Here is a 17621-nt window from a genome sequence, read left to right as displayed (position 1 = left end):
CTATCTACTTCATAATAAACTTCTTAGAAAAAATGTCACATAATCTTCATTATAACATGACTTTTTCGATGTACAAATTTTAAAAGTTAAAGAAGGCAATTTGCAATAGATATTTTTTAATTTACTACAGCAGTTTTTAGTTGTAATATGGAAAATAGATTATGTCGAAATATTGGAGGATGATTATATTGTATAAAGAATTAAATGCACCACGAAGAATTTTAATGGGACCTGGGCCTAGTGATGTTCATCCAAGTGTACTTCAATCGATGGCAACACCGCTACTAGGTCATCTTGACCCTGCTTTCCTAGAAATTATGAATGAAACAATGGATTTATTAAGGCAAGTCTATCAGACAAAAAATAAAGTAACATTAGCTATGTCTGGCACAGGAAGCGCTGGGATGGAAACGTTATTTGTTAATTTAGTGGAGCCAGGAGATAAGGTCATCATCGGTGTTAACGGCTTATTCGGACAAAGAATGGTTGATGTTGCTTCAAGATGTGGAGCAGAAGTTATTCAAGTAGATGGTGCATGGGGGGATATAATCGAGCCTGAAAAGGTTGAAGAAGCACTTAAACAGCATGAAAATGTGAAGCTTGTTGCCGTTGTCCATTCCGAAACATCTACTGGTGTGCGCCAGCCATTGCAACAATTAAGTGAAATTGTCCATCGTTATAATTCGCTTTTTGTTTGTGATATGGTTACATCAATTGGTGGGATTCCAACAAAAATTGATGAATATGATATCGATGCAGCTTATAGTGGTACACAAAAATGTCTTAGTGCACCTCCAGGACTTGCACCTGTAACATTAAGTCAGCGCGCCGTTGATGTTTTAGCTAAACGTAAGAACAAGGTGCAAAGCTGGTATTTAGATCTTTCGATGATTCAAAATTATTGGAGCGAAGAACGTTTTTATCATCATACCGCACCAATTTCAATGGTCTACTCTTTACGTGAGGCATTGCGTCTAATTGTAAATGAAGGATTGGAAAATGTCTTCAAGCGTCATGCATTATATGGTGGTGCACTTCATGCAGGTTTAGAAGCGATGGGATTAGAGCTTTTAGTAAAGGAAGAACATCGCCTTCATCAACTAACAGCTGTTCGCATTCCTAACAATGTTCCAGATGTTGATGTTCGCAAGCGCCTGCTTCAAAAATATGGTTTAGAAATTGGCGGCGGTTTAGGTGATTTAAAAGGTAAAATTTGGCGTATAGGTTTAATGGGTTATAATGCACGTCAAGAAAATGTAACATACGCGTTAGCTGCTCTTGAAGATGTACTTCGTGAACAAGGCTATCATTTTATATCAGGGGCAGCTTTAGAGGCTGCAAATCGTTTTATTCGTGAAAATGAATAGAGTTTGAATGGGGTCAGACTACCACGATAAGTTTTTATTGTGGAGCTGTCCCTTTTTCTTTTCAAAACAACTTATCATTCGTATAATTATGTTAAAATAACAACAGATGAGATAATATAGACGAGGAAGCCCGGGGGTGGGACGAATGGATCCGTTGGAGATTTTAACGAACAAAGAATCAATAATGCCCTTCTATCAACCAATTTTCAGTGCAGATGACCAAGAGATTATTGGGTATGAAATTCTTGGAAGGATGAAAGTGGAACAAGATTTCCGCAGTATTGGTTCTTTTTTTGATGATGAATCTGTTCCAGATGAGTATAGAATTGAAATCGATGATTTTTTAACGAAGAAAGCGCTTAATGAAGTTTATAAACTTGAGGAAATAATGATTTTTATTAACCGTAATCCAAATTTATTAATGTTTGACCGTGGGGAATCGCTTTTAGAATTATTATTATTTTTTAAAGAGAAAGGACTTGATTTAAAGCGGATTGTTCTTGAAATTACAGAACATAATTTTCGAGGTGATATTGAACAATTGAACCATGTGTTAACATATTTACGTACATACGGTATTAAAATAGCAATTGATAATGTCGGCAAAGTAGGCAGCAATCTTGATCGCTTACGGTTATTAAATCCAGATATTTTAAAAGTAGATATTTCTTTATTAAGGCAAGCAACAACGGCACAATCTTATTCAGACATTTTATATTCCTTATCATTACTGGCAAGAAAAGTGGGCTCTGTGCTTCTCTATGAAGATATTGAAATGCTCTTTCAGTTACAATATGCATGGCGCAATGGAGGCCGCTATTTTCAAGGCTATTATTTAGCAAGGCCATCTGAAAAATTGTTTGATAAAGAACACCGAAAAAATCTACTTAAGAATGAATTTCAAGGCTTTATTTCCCATGAAAAACGGAAGTTATCGGCCCAGTATGAAATATGTAATGAGCTTACAATGCGGATGAACCAATTAAACACGAAACTCAAGACAAAGGATTATGATCAAATCTTATACTATGTGTCCCATGAATTTTCGGAGGAAAGCTTTCGCATCTATATTTGTGATGGCGAAGGTTTTCAACAATCAGCTAATCTCCATAAAAATAATGACAACGAATGGACTTTACAAGCAGAATATAAAAATAAAAATTGGAGCTGGCGCCCATACTTTTTAGAAAACATTGTCAGAATGAATTATGAAAAACGAGGGATTTTATCAGATTTATATAGTGACATTGAAACAGGTGAAGTTACACGGACATTTTCATTTCCATTATCTGAACAATTGTATATTTTTATTGATCTTTCTTATAATTTTCTTTTTGAGCAAGAAAATCTCCTCTAAAACACGAAATTTGCCCATAATGGCAAATTTCGTGTTTTTTTACTTCATATTCATGGCGAAATACCGCATAAATAACTGTCTAATCGTAGGGGTATTTTACGAACGAAAACAATTCTATCAAAGCCTATAGATTGATAAAATTTACAATATACAATTAACACCTGGAGGATGTGTTCATGATGAGATATACATGTAAAAAATGTTGCAATATTATGCAAAGCTTCATGTGTTGTCCTATTTGCAAGGAGGAGGCACATGTTGTTCCAATTGAAATTAATATTCAGAAAGGGACTACAGGTGCTGACTTTAGATATGAATAAATTCATCCCCCTATTAGTAGGGGCACTTTTTTTGAAAGGGTGGTTTCATGAAGGTAAATAGCAAAATATGGGCACTTCTTTTACTCCTTTTAATCGGACAAGTTCATTTTATTCAAGCAGAAAATATTTCGATGTCAAGAAATGAAATATTTCAATTTTTAGAGGATGCTTTAAAAGCTCAGGTTAGCTTAGGTGATGAGTTTCGCACCGAAAAAGAAGTAGGTGCTGTTCTTGCTCCGTATTTCACAAAGGATTACCAAAAGCTTTTTACGGATGAACATATTTTTATCGAGCCTGAAGGATTGATCCTCTATGGTACGGATTCGTTCGCTTTCTTTATCCCAATGTATTCATATGATACGAATACAAAAATTATGACCGATCATAATAAAATTATCGTTTATGAATATTTTCTACCCCAGTTAGATGGCCCAGTTACATGGGAAAAGCCGCATTATGAAACGATTATGATGACAAAAACAAAGGACGGCTGGAAAATAAGTGATTACGATATTAGTGAAGAAAAGCCAAGTTTACAATAAAGAGGCTGATGTGCCAGCCTCTTTTGCTACTTACCCTTTTTGTTTTTCTTGCCTAATAAAATAATCCGCTAACCCCATCGCACAAATATCAGTATCAATTTTTAAAATCGTATATACATTATGATTATTCGGAATATTCATTTCATCTAAATATGCTTTTATTTGGCCAAAGAGCTTTTCAGAAATTAATGGCGTTAATTCCTCAATCGTTTTTGATTTATTCTCTGTAAAAACCGCCTTGCCTGCTTCTACATAAACTGGCAGCCATTTTCTTATTTCTGCATAAACATGTTCAGGATTATTGTACATTCCAAAATGGCCGAAATAAATTTGCGAAACGTTTAAATTCTCAATCATTTTTAAAGAGTTTAGCATTTCATCTGGGTCAAATTGATTTGGTGATGTCGTTGGTAAAAAGAAATCAAATTCTTCGATATCTTGGTAGTAAACACCAATTGTATCTCCAGTAAATATGCCGTTTGATAAGCTATCATGGATGCTAAAATGGTGCTTCGCATGTCCTGGAGAATCATAGAAGGTTAGTGTCCGCTTTTCAAGCTCAAGTGTTTCTCCATTTTCTTTCACAATTAAGCGATCCTCTGGAATTGGATAAATTGGATCATACAGTCTATCAAAATCCTCACCATATACAGCCCTTGCCCCAGCAATTAAACGTGATGGGTCGATTAAATGGCGATGGCCTCTAGGATGGACAACGACTTTGGCATTAGGGCAATCCTTTAGTAAAAGACCTGCGCCACCAGCATGATCCAAGTGTATATGTGTGACGATGATATATTGAATATCTTCTGGATTTATTTTTAATTTTTTTAGCCCATTTAAAAGATAAGGAATGGAAGGGCTTGCACTCGTTTCGACGATTGTTAATTTTTCATCGTGGATGACATATGTACCTGTTCGGTTTTCTAAGCCAAGGTCGAAAACATCAAAAAAAGAAATATTATGACCTAAATTTATTGGATTTTTGTTCAAATTTTTCATCCCCCTTTTAAAAAATATTGTAAGTGATAATAGTTTCGATTGTAAAGGCTAATGTTTTTTGTCAAAATAGAAAAGTAAAGAATGGACAACCTAGGAATCAAATCCTAAAACAAAATGTGCTGAAAGGGGAAGTGGTATGTCACTACTTCATGGGATTTTAAAACGATTGATGACACTACAGGAAGATGATCAAAGTGTCGAACCGAAACAACGTTTTTTTGAAAAGAATGGAGAAAAAAAGTGTAGTGTCAAGTATTTTGACCATACGAAAATGTTTGAATTAGAAGTATATCAGCCTGGTGAAAAACCGAAAACATATCAATTTGATAATATTGATATGGTTGCGATTGATGTTTTTGACATCATGACCTCAGATGATTAAAAGGTTGTTTCCGAACTGAGCATAACTAGACTATCTCATTTTTTGAGGTAGTCTTTTATTTTATCTGCTACTATGTTTTTTGAGTGCAATTTTAATGAAATATTTTCTTTACTAATGTTACAATAATGATGAAGGGGGAAAGCGTTTACATAATAGTAGTCCTATTATAGACTTAGGAAATGCTACAGAAGGGATGGGGAATGAAATGTTTAGTTTTCAAAAAGAAATAATCCTCAATGCGAATATTGAAGAATTAATGGTCAGTTCAGACAAAGTAGCACATGTTCAAATTGATAATCCGCTTGAACATGCTTTATTATTGTTAACCAAATCAGGTTATTCAGCCGTACCAGTTTTAGATCACTCTTACAGGTTAAAAGGGTTGATAAGTATAACAATGATAATGGATACTGTTCTTGGTATAGAGTCGTTTGAAATGGAAAAGTTATCACAGCTAAAGGTCGCAGATGTGATGAATTCTAATATTCCAACTCTTAAAGTGAATCATGATTTTATGAGAGCATTAGGTTTAACAATTAATCATCCTTTTGTATGTATTGAGGATGATGATGGTGTATTCATTGGGATTCTTACACGAAGATCCATTATCAAATTGTTTACAAAAAATATACAACAATCATCATAACTAATTGTATGTTTTTCTTACGGTTTGGAAGGAAGTGTGCGTTTTGAGCCAACGGGTTACAAAAAGGCCATTTGTTTTAGCAGCAGTGATGCTAGCTATGTTTATGTCAGCGGTTGAGGCAACGATTGTTTCAACGGCAATGCCAAGTATTGTTTCTGAGTTAGGTGGGTTTTCTTTATATAGCTGGGTTTTTTCCGCCTATTTATTAATGCAGGTGGCCACCGTTCTTATTTATGGAAAAATTTCTGACCTTTTTGGAAGAAAGCCAGTGTTTGTTATCGGTGTCAGCATTTTTTTAATTGGCTCAATTTTATGTGGATTGGCTCATACTATGAAGTGGCTCATAATCTTTAGATTTATACAAGGAATAGGGGCCGGTGCGGTCATGCCAATCGCAACGACAATTGTTGGGGATATTTATACGAAAGAGGAACGGGCCTCTATTCAAGGGTATTTATCTAGCGTTTGGGGCATTTCCGCTGTTTTAGGGCCAGTATTAGGTGGTATTTTTGTGAAATATGTAAGCTGGGTCTACGTCTTTTGGATGAATATTCCGCTTGGTATTTTAGCGATTATTGGTGTTGTATTTTTTCTGCATGAAAATATTGAAAAAAAGAAACCATCAATCGATTACACAGGTTCTTTTTTATTAGTTGTGTCCGTTAGTGCTTTAATGCTTGTGCTTGTCGAAGGTGGTGTCCATTGGAAATGGACCTCATGGCAGGTCGCAAGCTTACTTACTATTTTCTTAGTTGGTTTTCTTTTATTTATTTTACAAGAGCGGAGAGCCCTTGAACCGATGATGCCTCTTTATATATGGAAGTATAAGGCAATCGGGGTATCAAACCTTGCTTCCTTAACGACTGGGATGATTTTAATAGGTGTATCTAGTTTTCTGCCTGCTTTTGTTCAAGGGGTGATGGAGAAGTCACCGATGATTGCCGGTTTTACATTAACAACGATGTCGATTGGCTGGCCGATTGCCTCAACATTAGCAGGCAAAATGGTTATTAAGGTAGGCTATCGCAAAATAACGGTTGCGGGAAGTATCGCAATAATAATTGGTTCTATTTTCTTCATTACGCTTTCTCCAGAAAAGGGCCCAATTTGGGCAGCTTTGGGCTCTTTTTTCGTTGGAGCAGGAATGGGATTAACAACAACATCGTTTATTGTGTCTATTCAAAGTACAGTAGGCTGGAGTTTAAGAGGAGTTGCCACCGCTTCAAACATGTTTATGCGAACACTAGGGAGCGCTGTTGGAGCCGCATTGTTAGGAGGCTTATTAAACAGCAGGTTACAATCGTTTTTGGTTCAAAAGGGGATTGATGACGAAGTAACAATCGAAACCGCCAATTCACTTCTAAATGAAGCGCAGCGTGCCCATTTAGTTGAATCTACAAAACAATTGCTACAGGAAGGATTGACGATTTCATTACACAATGTTTATTGGGGGGTACTTCTTATTTCCGTTATGACTTTCGTTCTTGTATTTTTTATGCCTGATACAGAGGAGCATACGTTGTAAAAAACAGCATTCACCTTTTTGTATAAGTTTTCATGTTTAGGAAAAAATGAAGACGTAAGGAGGTGGATGATGTTATGGCAAAAATTGGTGTGGAACAGTCTTTAACACAGGTGCAACAAGCTTTACAAGAGAAAGGACATGAGGTTGTCCCGTTAAAAAACGAGAGTGATGCAAACGGCTGTGATGCCTGCGTTGTAACAGGGCTTGATAATAATGTAATGGGAATTGCAAATACTGTAATAAAAGGCCCTGTTATTGAAGCAAGTGGATTAACAGCGGAAGAGGTTTGTCAAGAAATAGACAATCGCATGAATCAATAAAAAACAATCTCTATGTTGGCATAATTTCTGAAGGAACCGCACGGTTCCTTTTTCTTATTATAGGGAATATATTAAAGTGAATAAAATAAGTATATAGTAATACTGGGAGTTCATTGGGGGGAGCTTTTATGAAGTTGCGAGAGGCGATGCCTTCATTTGATGGTGCAACGACTTCGTTAAATGGAAAAATTTCATGGGATGAATTAATAGGTAGTAAGCCAACACTTATTCATTTTTGGTCAATTAGCTGTCCTTCCTGTAAAGAAGCAATGCCAAATATCAATCAATTTCGCAATCAATACAAAGATAAATTAAATGTAGTAGCAGTGCACATGCCCCGTACTGAACAAGATTTTGATGTGAGGGAAGTAAAAAAAGTGGCTGATGAACATAAAATGACACAGCCAATCTTGATTGACAATGAGCATAAAATTACAGATAGATTTGGCAACAAATATGTGCCCGCTTATTACGTATTTGATAAGAATGGGCTACTTCGGCATTACCAAGCGGGAGAAAGCGGGATGAAGACGCTTCTGAACCGAATCAATCGCGTGCTTGACAAATAAAGTGCTAAGTTGAAGTTGTACATGTAAGACAGCTTTTTTATTTGTAAATTCCATTTTCATGCCTAAATTATGTTACAATATTGCTTACAGCAACTCAAAAAACGGGGGAAATTTATAATGAAAAAGGAATTCGCAGTGATTGGACTCGGTCGTTTTGGTGGCAGCATTTGTAGAACACTTGCTCAAGAAGGAATGGAAGTGTTAGCAATTGACATAGATGAGGATAAAGTTCACGAATTTTCGAATATTGTTTCTCAAGCGGTTATAGCCGATACAACCGATGAAAATGTGCTTAAGAGCCTTGGAATACGCAATTTTGACCATGTGATTGTAGCGATTGGTGATAATATCCAATCAAGTATATTAACAACATTGATTTTAAAAGAGCTAGGGGTCAAAAAAATTACGGTAAAAGCGCAAAATGACTACCATGAAAAAGTGTTAGCTAAAATAGGGGCGGATGCCATTGTTCACCCGGAGCGTGATATGGGTAGGAGAATTGCTAACAATATGATTTCCACGAATGTGTTAGACTATCTAGAACTATCTGATGAACATAGCATCGTTGAATTAATCGCTAGCAAAAAAATGGATGGAAAAACATTAATTGAATTAAACGTGCGCGCAAAATATGGCTGCAACGTCGTCGCAATAAAAAGAAACAGTTCAATTATTGTATCGCCGATGGCAAAAGAAACAATTAAAGAGGGCGATATTTTAATTGTTATTGGTGCCGACATTGATATTGATAGATTTGAAAAAAACATTGTGGATAATGCATAAAAGGCTGTCTTATGGAGGGGTTTATGTGGCCCCTTTTTTAGACAGCCTTTATTCTATATTTCCATAATAATTGGCAAAATCATTGGCTTACGTTTTGTTTTTTCGTATAAAAATGGCCCTAATACATCGGTAATTTCGTTTTTAATTTCAGACCATTGCGTCGTTTTACGTTCCATAATTTTTTCTAGGTGCTTTGCAATTAACGCTTGGGCATCATTAATAAGATCACTTGACTCTCTCATATAAACGAATCCTCTTGAAATAAGATCAGGTCCTGCCATGATTTTAAACTCTTTCATATTAATGCTAACGACAACAATAACTAAACCTTCCTCGGATAAAATCCGGCGGTCACGCAAGACAATATTTCCGATATCGCCAATCCCATTCCCATCAACATAAACAGAACCTGATGGTATTTTTCCCGAAATTGATGCTTCCTTATGTGTTAAGGTAAGAACATCGCCATTATCCATAATAAAATTATTTTCAGGGAAAACGCCACAATCGATTGCCAGCTTTGTATGCATTTTCAGCATCCGATACTCGCCGTGAATTGGCATGAAAAACTTTGGTTTCATTAAGCGCAGCATCAGTTTTTGTTCTTGCTGGCCACCATGGCCAGACGTATGAATGTCGCTTAATGGACCATAAATAACTTCAGCTCCAGCTCGGTAGAGGCTATTGATGACGCGGCTAACACTTATCGTATTCCCAGGTATCGGTGAAGATGAGAATACAACCGTATCACCGGGATTGATTTGAATTTGTCGGTGCGTTCCATTAGCAATCCGTGAAAGAGCTGCCATTGGTTCCCCCTGACTGCCTGTACAAAGAATCGTAACCTGATTACTAGGTAGTCGGTTAATTTGAGCTGCATCTATGAAAGTATCTTTAGGGGCTTTTATATAGCCTAAATCAAGTCCGATTTCGATGGCAGCCTCCATACTCCTACCAAATACGACAACTTTGCGATTGTTATCGACAGCCGCTTCGACAACTTGCTGCAAGCGATGAATATTCGAAGCAAAGGTAGCAAAAATAATCCGTCCGTCCACTTTCCTGAAGATTTCTTGAATACTCTCGCCAACTCGTCTTTCTGACATTGTAAAATCAGGAATTTCACTGTTTGTACTGTCAGAGAGGAGACATAATACTCCTTCTTTACCGATTTCAGCCATTTTTGTTAAATTTGCTGGTTCACCAACAGGAGTAAAATCAAATTTAAAATCGCCAGTATGAACAATATTGCCTTGCGGTGTTTTAATAACAATTCCGTAAGCATCAGGAATGCTGTGCGTAGTTCGATAAAATTCCACCGATAAATTTTTAAATTTAATTACATCATCTTCTTTAATATCGACTAATTTTGCCTGTCGTAAGAGCCCGTGTTCTTCTAGTTTGTTTTTAATTAGCCCGTTTGCTAGTTTGCCGCCATAGATTGGTACATTAATTTGTCGAAGTAAATAGGGGATTCCACCAATGTGGTCCTCATGGCCATGGGTAATAAAAACACCTTTTATTTTATCTTGATTTTTCACTAAATACGTATAGTCTGGGATTACATAGTCAATTCCTAAAAGCTCGTCTTCAGGGAATTTAATGCCGGCATCAATGACAATAATTTCGTCTTTATATTGGATTCCATACGTATTTTTACCGATTTCACCCATCCCGCCCAATGCAAATACTGCAACTTGTTCTTCTTTTAAAAATTTCATACTTATACATTCTCCAATACAAATTTTTCTGATTGTTGCTCATATTCTAGATGGGCTTGATCAAGCTTTTGAATATATTCAACGTTAAGATTTCTTTCCGCTAACTTTGCTCGGACGTCTTTTTCTGATTCAGCTTCAATATAAAGCGTTTGTGTACGTTCACGAACAGGTACTTCCGTTTTTAATTCTTGATAAAATACTTTAAAAACCATGCTACGAATCTCTCCTTGCCTTTTCCAAATAGTTATCTTCGTTCATTATAGCGGATATTAAAATCTTTTTCATGTTTTTTCTATTTAAAGCTCTAATTTACATATAATAAAATTTTCGATGCTCATACCCATATTTGTCTAAATAAATTTTTTAAGCAATTGTTTTCCGACGTAATAAATCTTTCATATGTGCTCTAATTTTTTCTTTTAATCGTTTGAACATAATCAATCATCTCCGTTCTGCCAATTTTTATACCGGTTAATTTTTGAATTGATATTATTATGTGTAAGATGATGTTTTTTGTTTCATGGCGATTAATGGAAAGGATATTCATTAGAAAAAGGTAGCGAATTCGCTACCTTGAAATTGTTAATTTTTATTTACTCTATTACAATCGCATCTTCAGGTGCCTTGAAGGGATCTTCCTTATTAATGTGGTCATAAAACATAATCCCGTTTAAATGGTCAATTTCGTGTTGAAAGACAATCGAAGGCAATCCTTTTAATCGTATTTTTATTTCCTTCCCCTCTAAATCAATAGCTTTGACTGTTATTTTTGCATAGCGTGGGACATAGCCTGGTACATCGCGGTCAACGGATAGACAACCTTCTCCGCCGGCTAAGTAACTTTTTTGTGTGGAATGACTGACAATTTTCGGATTAAATAATGCGTAGCTGTAGAGCTCATCATTTTCATCGGTAACATGGACGGCAATCATTCTTTTAGCAATCCCGAGCTGTGGCGCTGCAAGCCCAATGCCGGGCCGCAACTCGTATTTTTCAGAAATCTCGGGGTCTTGGCTATTAATGACAAACTCAATCATTTTTTGTAATGTTTCTTTATCTTCCTTTGAAGCAGGTAGAACAACTTCTTCTGCTTTCATTTTTAGTGTTGGATGTCCTTCACGGACAATATCATCCATTGTAATCAATTTATCATCTCCTCTAAAAATTCCCTTTTTGATATATGTTAGTTTAGCACATTTTTTACATTTAGAAAAAAGACTATTTAAATGGACAAGCGCATATTATACTAATAAAAACAATCATAAAGCTGAAGTTTACTGTTGTCATTCCATAATATTGAAATTATAATAGTATTTTGAGATAAGGAGGCGCGTATATTGTATTTTTGGAAAAATATTATCGTTATAATTGGATTCATTTTTATATTAGCAGGCTGTGGAAAGTCTCTTGAAGAAGAAATATATAGCCATTTAGAAAAGGCTGTTTCATTGGAGGCTGTGTTTGAAGAACAACAACAACCATTAGTTGAATTAGAGAAAAAAGAACAGGATCTATATGAAAAAATTATTCAGCTTGGGATGTCTGAATTTGCGGAAATTAACGTATTATCCGAAGAAGCAATCGCTATTGTTGATGAACGTGAATCAAGAATAAAAAAGGAAAAAGAAAGTATTGATTCTTCAAAAAAAGCGTTTTTGTCGACTGAAGCAGTTGTCGGCAATTTAAAGGATGAAAAGCTGAAAGGGAATGCTGAAGAATTAATGGAAATTATGAATAAACGCTATGATGCATATAATCAGCTTTACGAATATTATCAAGACGCCATTCGCTTAGACCGTGAATTATACAAAATGTTTCAAAAAGAAGAGCTTACATTAGATCAGCTAGAAGGGCAAGTAAAAAAAATAAATGGGATGTATGATTCAGTTGTTCAAGCAAATGAAAAATTTAATGAATTAACGGAAACATATAATAAAAAGAAAAAGGAATTTTATCTTGCAGCTGGGTTGAATGTTGTCTTTGAGGAGAAACAAGATCATGCTGAAGCAACAAAAACAAAATAATTTTTTAAGGGGCTGACTCGAAACTAGAGTCGGCTTTTTTTGTATACATATTCAACTTATGGAATATCGTGAAATTATTAGGGAATAGCTGAATAGTAACAATGGGTAAAATAAATCTGATTGAATATGAGGATTTAGATTTTCGGATGAATTCGATTAGAAACAAAGAGGTGAAGGAAATGATTGATACAACAATTTTAAATAAAGCAGAAGATCTGTTTCAAACCTTGCAAATTATGAATGAGGAAGGTCAAATCGTAAATGAAAAGATGATGCCTGCTTTAGCAGAAAATCAACTAAAAGAATTGATGAAGCGAATGGTTTATACGCGCGTGCTTGACCAAAGGTCTATTTCTTTAAATAGGCAAGGAAGATTAGGCTTTTATGCGCCGACAGCTGGCCAAGAGGCTTCACAACTAGGAAGTCAATTTGCTTTAGAAAAAGAAGATTGGATTTTACCTGGGTATCGTGATGTACCACAGCTTATTTGGCATGGACTGCCGCTATATAAAGCATTTTTATTTTCAAGAGGTCATTATGTAGGCAATCAAATGCCGGAAGGAGTAAATGCATTATCACCGCAAATCATCATTGGTGCTCAAATTATTCAAGCAACAGGAGTAGCCTTAGGATTAAAGAAGCATGGAAAGAAAGCTGTCGCAATTACTTATACAGGTGATGGCGGCTCCTCTCAAGGTGATTTTTATGAAGGATTAAATTTTGCAGGCACTTTTAAAGCTCCCGCTGTCTTCGTTGTTCAAAACAACCGTTTTGCTATCTCAACTCCTGTAGAAAAGCAAACGGCATCAAGAACGATTGCGCAAAAAGCGATTGCCGTTGGTATACCAGGAATCCAAGTTGACGGTATGGATGTTCTTGCTGTATACGCTGCTGTCAAGGTAGCCCGTGAGCGTGCCGTTAACGGGGAAGGACCAACCTTAATCGAAACGCTAACTTACCGCTATGGTCCGCATACGATGGCAGGGGATGACCCAACCCGCTACCGCGCCGATGAATTGACTCATGAGTGGGAAAAGAAAGACCCGCTTGTCCGTTTTAGAAAGTTTTTAGAAAATAAAGGACTTTGGTCTAAGGAAGAAGAGGAGCAGGTTATTGAACAGGCAAAAGATGATGTTAAAGCAGCAATCAAGAAAACGGATGAAACCCCTAAACAGAAAGTAACGGATTTAATTGATATGATGTTCGAAAATCTTCCGTACAATTTACAAGAGCAAAGAGAAGAGTACGAAAGAAAGGAGTCGAAATAAAGCATGGCGCAAATGACGATGATTCAAGCGATTACGGATGCACTGAGGATGGAATTGCGGAATGACCCTAATGTTCTCGTATTTGGCGAAGATGTCGGTGTAAATGGCGGTGTTTTTCGGGCAACAGAAAACTTGCAGCAGGAATTTGGTGAAGACCGTGTTTTTGACACCCCACTTGCTGAGTCAGCGATCGGCGGCTTAGCGATCGGCTTAGCGCTTGAAGGATTCCGGCCTGTACCAGAAATTCAATTTTTCGGATTTGTGTATGAAGTAATGGATGCGCTTAACGGTCAGATGGCACGGATGCGCTATCGCTCCGGTGGGACAAAAAATGCACCAATAACAGTTCGTTCTCCTTTTGGTGGCGGTGTAAAAACGCCTGAGCTTCATGCAGATAGCTTAGAGGGGCTTCTAGCCCAACAGCCAGGTTTAAAGGTAGTGATTCCTTCAACTCCTTATGATGCAAAAGGCTTATTAATAGCAGCGATTCGCGATAATGACCCCGTAATTTTTTTAGAGCATATGAAGCTTTACCGTTCATTTCGTGAGGAAGTGCCGGAAGAAGCCTATACCGTTCCACTTGGTAAAGCCGCCGTGAAGCGCGAAGGAAAAGATCTTACGATTGTAACATATGGCGCCATGGTGCATTCCTCCATAAAAGCAGCTGAAGAATTAGAAAAAGAAGGCGCTAGTGTGGAAGTAATCGATTTAAGAACAATAAGTCCTATCGATATTGATACTATTATTGAATCGGTTAAGAAGACGAATCGGGCCATCGTTGTTCAAGAAGCACAAAAACAAGCGGGTGTAGCAGCGAATGTTGTGAGTGAAATTACCGAACGGGCGATTTTACATTTAGAAGCACCTGTACTACGCGTAACAGCACCTGATACGGTCTTTCCATTTTCACAGGCAGAAGATGTATGGTTACCAAATTATACTGATATTATCGAAAAAGCAAAAGCTGTCCTTCATTTCTAATACGAAAAGCGTAAGCACCGTTTAGCGAGGTCCACTAGTCGCTGGGTGCTGGAGCTAGACATAACAAAAAAGAATTCCGAAAAATAGGAGGGAAAATTCGTGGCATTTGAATTCAAACTACCAGATATCGGTGAAGGGATACATGAAGGCGAAATTGTCAAATGGTTTGTGAAGCCTGGTGACAAAGTAAAAGAAGATGATCCTCTTTGTGAGGTTCAAAATGATAAAGCCGTTGTTGAGATTCCATCACCTGTTGAAGGTACAGTGCTAGAGTTAAAGGTTTCAGAGGGAACGGTTGCTGTCGTTGGCGATGTAATCGTTACGATTGATGCTGAAGGGCATGGAGGTGGGGAAGGGGAAACAGCACCACCAGCTAATGAGGAGAAAACTGAAGAAGCATCTGTCACTGCAAGTCAAGCACCGACCGTGCAAAAAGAAGAAAGCCCACAAACAGCAAAGGATAATACTGGGTTTTCAGCCGCTACTAAGCAAGTGATTGCCATGCCTTCTGTGCGGAAATATGCCCGTGAAAAAGGCGTGAACATTCGAGAAATAACTGGCACAGGTGAAAATGGGCGAATTTTGAAGGAAGATATTGATCGCTTTATTACTGGTGGAGCAGCGATAAGTGCTACTGCTGCTGAAGCGGAAATAAAAGCTGAGACTCGTGAAACTCGTGAAAAAATGAGTAGTATACGGAAAGCAATTGCCAAGGCAATGGTTCATTCAAAACATACAGCACCACATGTTACCTTGATGGACGAAGTCGATGTAACCGACATAGTTGCCCATCGGAAGAAATTTAAAACAGTCGCCGCGGAAAAAGGCATTAAGCTGACATACTTACCTTATGTTGTAAAAGCGCTTGTATCGGCACTTCGGGAGTATCCTGCATTAAATTCATCTATTGATGAGGAAAGCGAGGAAATTATTCAAAAGCATTATTATAATATCGGTATTGCCGCGGATACGGAAAAAGGGTTATTCGTCCCTGTTGTAAAGGAAGCGGATCGAAAATCGATTTTTACCATTTCAAAAGAAATCAATGACCTTGCTATAAAAGCTCGTGATGGAAAACTCGCAGTAGAGGAAATGAAAGGTGGGTCTTGTACCATTTCAAATATTGGCTCAGCCGGCGGGCAGTGGTTTACTCCTATAATTAACTACCCGGAAGTTGCTATTTTAGGGATTGGTCGTATTGCTGAAAAACCAGTTGTCCAAGATGGTGAAATTGTTGTAGCACCAGTTCTAGCCTTATCGTTAAGCTTTGATCACCGCATTATTGATGGGGCTACGGCACAAAATGCATTAAATCATATGAAACGATTATTACATGATCCACAATTATTAATAATGGAGGCTTAAAGGATGGTCGTAGGAGATTTTCCGATTGAAACAGAAACGCTTGTTGTAGGAGCTGGGCCTGGAGGATATGTAGCGGCAATACGAGCAGCACAGCTTGGTCAAAAGGTGACGATTATCGAAAAAGCAAATCTTGGGGGAGTGTGTTTAAATGTAGGCTGTATACCTTCAAAAGCACTTATTTCCGCGGGTCATCGCTACGAAACAGCTAAACATTCAGAAGACATAGGTATCACTACGGAGAATGTGAAGGTTGATTTTGGGAAAGTGCAGGAATGGAAAGCAAGCGTTGTAAATAAACTGACAAGCGGTGTTGGTGCTTTGTTAAAAGGAAATAAGGTTGAAATAGTGTATGGCGAGGCTTATTTCGTTGATCCCAACACTGTCCGGGTAATGACTGAGAAGGCAGCGCAAACGTATAAATTTAAAAACGCAATTATCGCCACGGGCTCTACACCGATTGAACTACCTGCTTTTAAATATTCGCAGCGAGTTCTTGATTCTACAGGAGCTTTAGCACTTACGGAAATTCCTAGGAAAATGATTATAATTGGTGGTGGTGTAATCGGAATTGAGCTTGGTACAGCTTATGCAAATTTTGGCAGCGAAATTACCATTATAGAAGGTACGGAAGAAATTCTAAACGGTTTTGAAAAACAAATGAGTGCCGTTGTCAAAAAAAGGTTAAAGAAAAAAGGGAATGTAGAAATTTTTACGAAGGCCCTAGCCAAAGGGGTGGAAGAAACGGAAACTAGTGTAAAAGTGACCTTTGAAGCAAATGGTGAGGCAAGGACAGTTGAAGGCGATTATTTGCTTGTAACAGTTGGCAGAAAGCCTAACACAGCCGATTTTGGACTTGAAGATTTAGGAATGGAGATGACAGAACGAGGGCTACTAAAAATCAATAAGCAATGCCGAACGTCGATTCCGAATATTTATGCAATTGGCGATATCGTTGAAGGGCCGCAGCTTGCCCATAAAGCTTCCTATGAAGGAAAGATTGCTGCAGAAGTGATTTCTGGTCAGCCTTCCGAAATCGATTACATTGCCATACCAGCTGTTGTATTTTCAGACCCAGAATGTGCGTCTGTTGGTTATTTTGAAAAAGAAGCGAAGGATGCACATATTGAAGTAGTTACTGCGAAATTTCCCTTTGCGGCTAACGGGCGGGCATTAGCTCTCAACGAAGCAGATGGATTTATGAAGCTTGTTACCCGAAAAGAGGACGGTTTAATTATTGGGGCGCAAATTGTTGGTTCTAATGCTTCAGATATGATCGCAGAGCTTGGCCTAGCCATTGAGGCAGGAATGACAGCGGAAGATATCGCTTTAACAATCCATGCCCATCCAACGCTTGGGGAAATTACAATGGAAGCCGCTGAAGTAGCCATTGGAAGCCCAATTCATATTGTTAAATAATGAAGCTAAAATAAAAAAGAAGCGGCTGTTTCA

19 protein-coding genes are annotated in these 17621 nt (G+C 37.5%); 15 read left to right on the top strand and 4 right to left on the bottom strand.

Annotated elements, in window-relative coordinates; all coding sequences use genetic code 11:
* Positions 1 to 179: 179 nt before the first annotated feature.
* The 4 genes from GX497_12110 (at position 180) to GX497_12095 (ending at position 3586) form a co-directional block, all read left to right on the top strand.
* Positions 180 to 1367 (top strand): alanine--glyoxylate aminotransferase family protein, encoded by a 1188-nt coding sequence (locus GX497_12110; GenBank protein ID HHY73934.1) that lies wholly within the window; start codon positions 180 to 182, stop codon positions 1365 to 1367.
* Between the two features lie 145 nt (positions 1368 to 1512).
* Complete coding sequence (locus GX497_12105; GenBank protein HHY73933.1) at positions 1513 to 2724, top strand: EAL domain-containing protein; 1212 nt, start codon at positions 1513 to 1515, stop codon at positions 2722 to 2724.
* A 176-nt stretch (positions 2725 to 2900) separates the two neighbouring features.
* Positions 2901 to 3044, top strand: a complete 144-nt coding sequence (locus GX497_12100) for a hypothetical protein (protein ID HHY73932.1) — start codon at positions 2901 to 2903, stop codon at positions 3042 to 3044.
* Positions 3045 to 3091: 47 nt separating this feature from the next.
* Entirely contained in the window at positions 3092 to 3586 is a 495-nt protein-coding gene (locus GX497_12095) for a DUF3993 domain-containing protein (protein ID HHY73931.1), read from the top strand.
* Between the two features lie 30 nt (positions 3587 to 3616).
* Here GX497_12095 and GX497_12090 read toward each other — a convergent pair whose 3' ends face one another.
* Positions 3617 to 4588, bottom strand: a complete 972-nt coding sequence (locus GX497_12090) for an MBL fold metallo-hydrolase (protein ID HHY73930.1) — start codon at positions 4586 to 4588, stop codon at positions 3617 to 3619.
* A gap of 136 nt (positions 4589 to 4724) precedes the next feature.
* Between GX497_12090 and GX497_12085 the strand changes: the two genes are divergently transcribed.
* The 6 genes from GX497_12085 (at position 4725) to GX497_12060 (ending at position 8813) form a co-directional block, all read left to right on the top strand.
* Positions 4725 to 4970, top strand: coding sequence for a YkuJ family protein (locus tag GX497_12085; GenBank protein HHY73929.1), 246 nt, complete (start codon positions 4725 to 4727; stop codon positions 4968 to 4970).
* Between the two features lie 205 nt (positions 4971 to 5175).
* Complete coding sequence (locus tag GX497_12080) at positions 5176 to 5616, top strand: CBS domain-containing protein (protein HHY73928.1); 441 nt, start codon at positions 5176 to 5178, stop codon at positions 5614 to 5616.
* Between the two features lie 88 nt (positions 5617 to 5704).
* Positions 5705 to 7141 carry an MFS transporter gene (locus tag GX497_12075; GenBank protein HHY73927.1) on the top strand — a complete coding sequence of 479 codons (1437 nt, stop codon included), beginning with the start codon at positions 5705 to 5707 and terminating at the stop codon, positions 7139 to 7141.
* 74 nt (positions 7142 to 7215) lie between these two features.
* A complete protein-coding gene (locus tag GX497_12070) occupies positions 7216 to 7461 on the top strand; it encodes a YkuS family protein (GenBank protein HHY73926.1) in 246 nt (81 codons plus the stop codon).
* A gap of 128 nt (positions 7462 to 7589) precedes the next feature.
* Positions 7590 to 8030: a TlpA family protein disulfide reductase gene (locus GX497_12065; GenBank protein HHY73925.1), complete on the top strand. Its 441-nt coding sequence runs from the start codon at positions 7590 to 7592 to the stop codon at positions 8028 to 8030.
* Positions 8031 to 8147: 117 nt separating this feature from the next.
* Positions 8148 to 8813 (top strand): TrkA family potassium uptake protein, encoded by a 666-nt coding sequence (locus GX497_12060; protein ID HHY73924.1) that lies wholly within the window; start codon positions 8148 to 8150, stop codon positions 8811 to 8813.
* Positions 8814 to 8866: 53 nt separating this feature from the next.
* On the opposite strand, the gene GX497_12055 is transcribed toward GX497_12060, so the two are convergent.
* The 3 genes from GX497_12055 to GX497_12045 all read right to left on the bottom strand — a co-directional run bounded on the left by GX497_12055 (position 8867) and on the right by GX497_12045 (position 11679).
* Positions 8867 to 10534: a ribonuclease J gene (locus tag GX497_12055; GenBank protein HHY73923.1), complete on the bottom strand. Its 1668-nt coding sequence runs from the start codon at positions 10532 to 10534 to the stop codon at positions 8867 to 8869.
* Positions 10535 to 10536: 2 nt separating this feature from the next.
* Positions 10537 to 10746 (bottom strand): DNA-dependent RNA polymerase auxiliary subunit epsilon family protein, encoded by a 210-nt coding sequence (locus GX497_12050; protein HHY73922.1) that lies wholly within the window; start codon positions 10744 to 10746, stop codon positions 10537 to 10539.
* Positions 10747 to 11127: 381 nt separating this feature from the next.
* A complete protein-coding gene (locus GX497_12045; GenBank protein ID HHY73921.1) occupies positions 11128 to 11679 on the bottom strand; it encodes a peptide deformylase in 552 nt (183 codons plus the stop codon).
* Between the two features lie 192 nt (positions 11680 to 11871).
* Here GX497_12045 and GX497_12040 point away from each other — a divergent pair, with 192 nt between their 5' ends.
* The 5 genes from GX497_12040 (at position 11872) to lpdA (ending at position 17588) form a co-directional block, all read left to right on the top strand.
* On the top strand, positions 11872 to 12558 hold the full coding sequence (locus GX497_12040; protein HHY73920.1) for a hypothetical protein: 687 nt from the start codon (positions 11872 to 11874) through the stop codon (positions 12556 to 12558).
* Between the two features lie 179 nt (positions 12559 to 12737).
* Entirely contained in the window at positions 12738 to 13826 is a 1089-nt protein-coding gene (pdhA, locus tag GX497_12035; protein HHY73919.1) for a pyruvate dehydrogenase (acetyl-transferring) E1 component subunit alpha, read from the top strand.
* A 3-nt stretch (positions 13827 to 13829) separates the two neighbouring features.
* Positions 13830 to 14807 carry an alpha-ketoacid dehydrogenase subunit beta gene (locus GX497_12030; protein HHY73918.1) on the top strand — a complete coding sequence of 326 codons (978 nt, stop codon included), beginning with the start codon at positions 13830 to 13832 and terminating at the stop codon, positions 14805 to 14807.
* A gap of 99 nt (positions 14808 to 14906) precedes the next feature.
* Positions 14907 to 16172, top strand: a complete 1266-nt coding sequence (locus GX497_12025) for a 2-oxo acid dehydrogenase subunit E2 (protein HHY73917.1) — start codon at positions 14907 to 14909, stop codon at positions 16170 to 16172.
* 3 nt (positions 16173 to 16175) lie between these two features.
* On the top strand, positions 16176 to 17588 hold the full coding sequence (lpdA, locus tag GX497_12020; protein HHY73916.1) for a dihydrolipoyl dehydrogenase: 1413 nt from the start codon (positions 16176 to 16178) through the stop codon (positions 17586 to 17588).
* Positions 17589 to 17621 lie beyond the last annotated feature (33 nt).

Source organism: Bacillus sp. (in: firmicutes) (assembly GCA_012842745.1).
GTDB lineage: Bacteria > Bacillota > Bacilli > Bacillales > Bacillaceae_J > Schinkia.
Note: the sequence above shows the minus strand (reverse complement) of the source record. Positions and strands in the feature narration are given on the sequence as shown.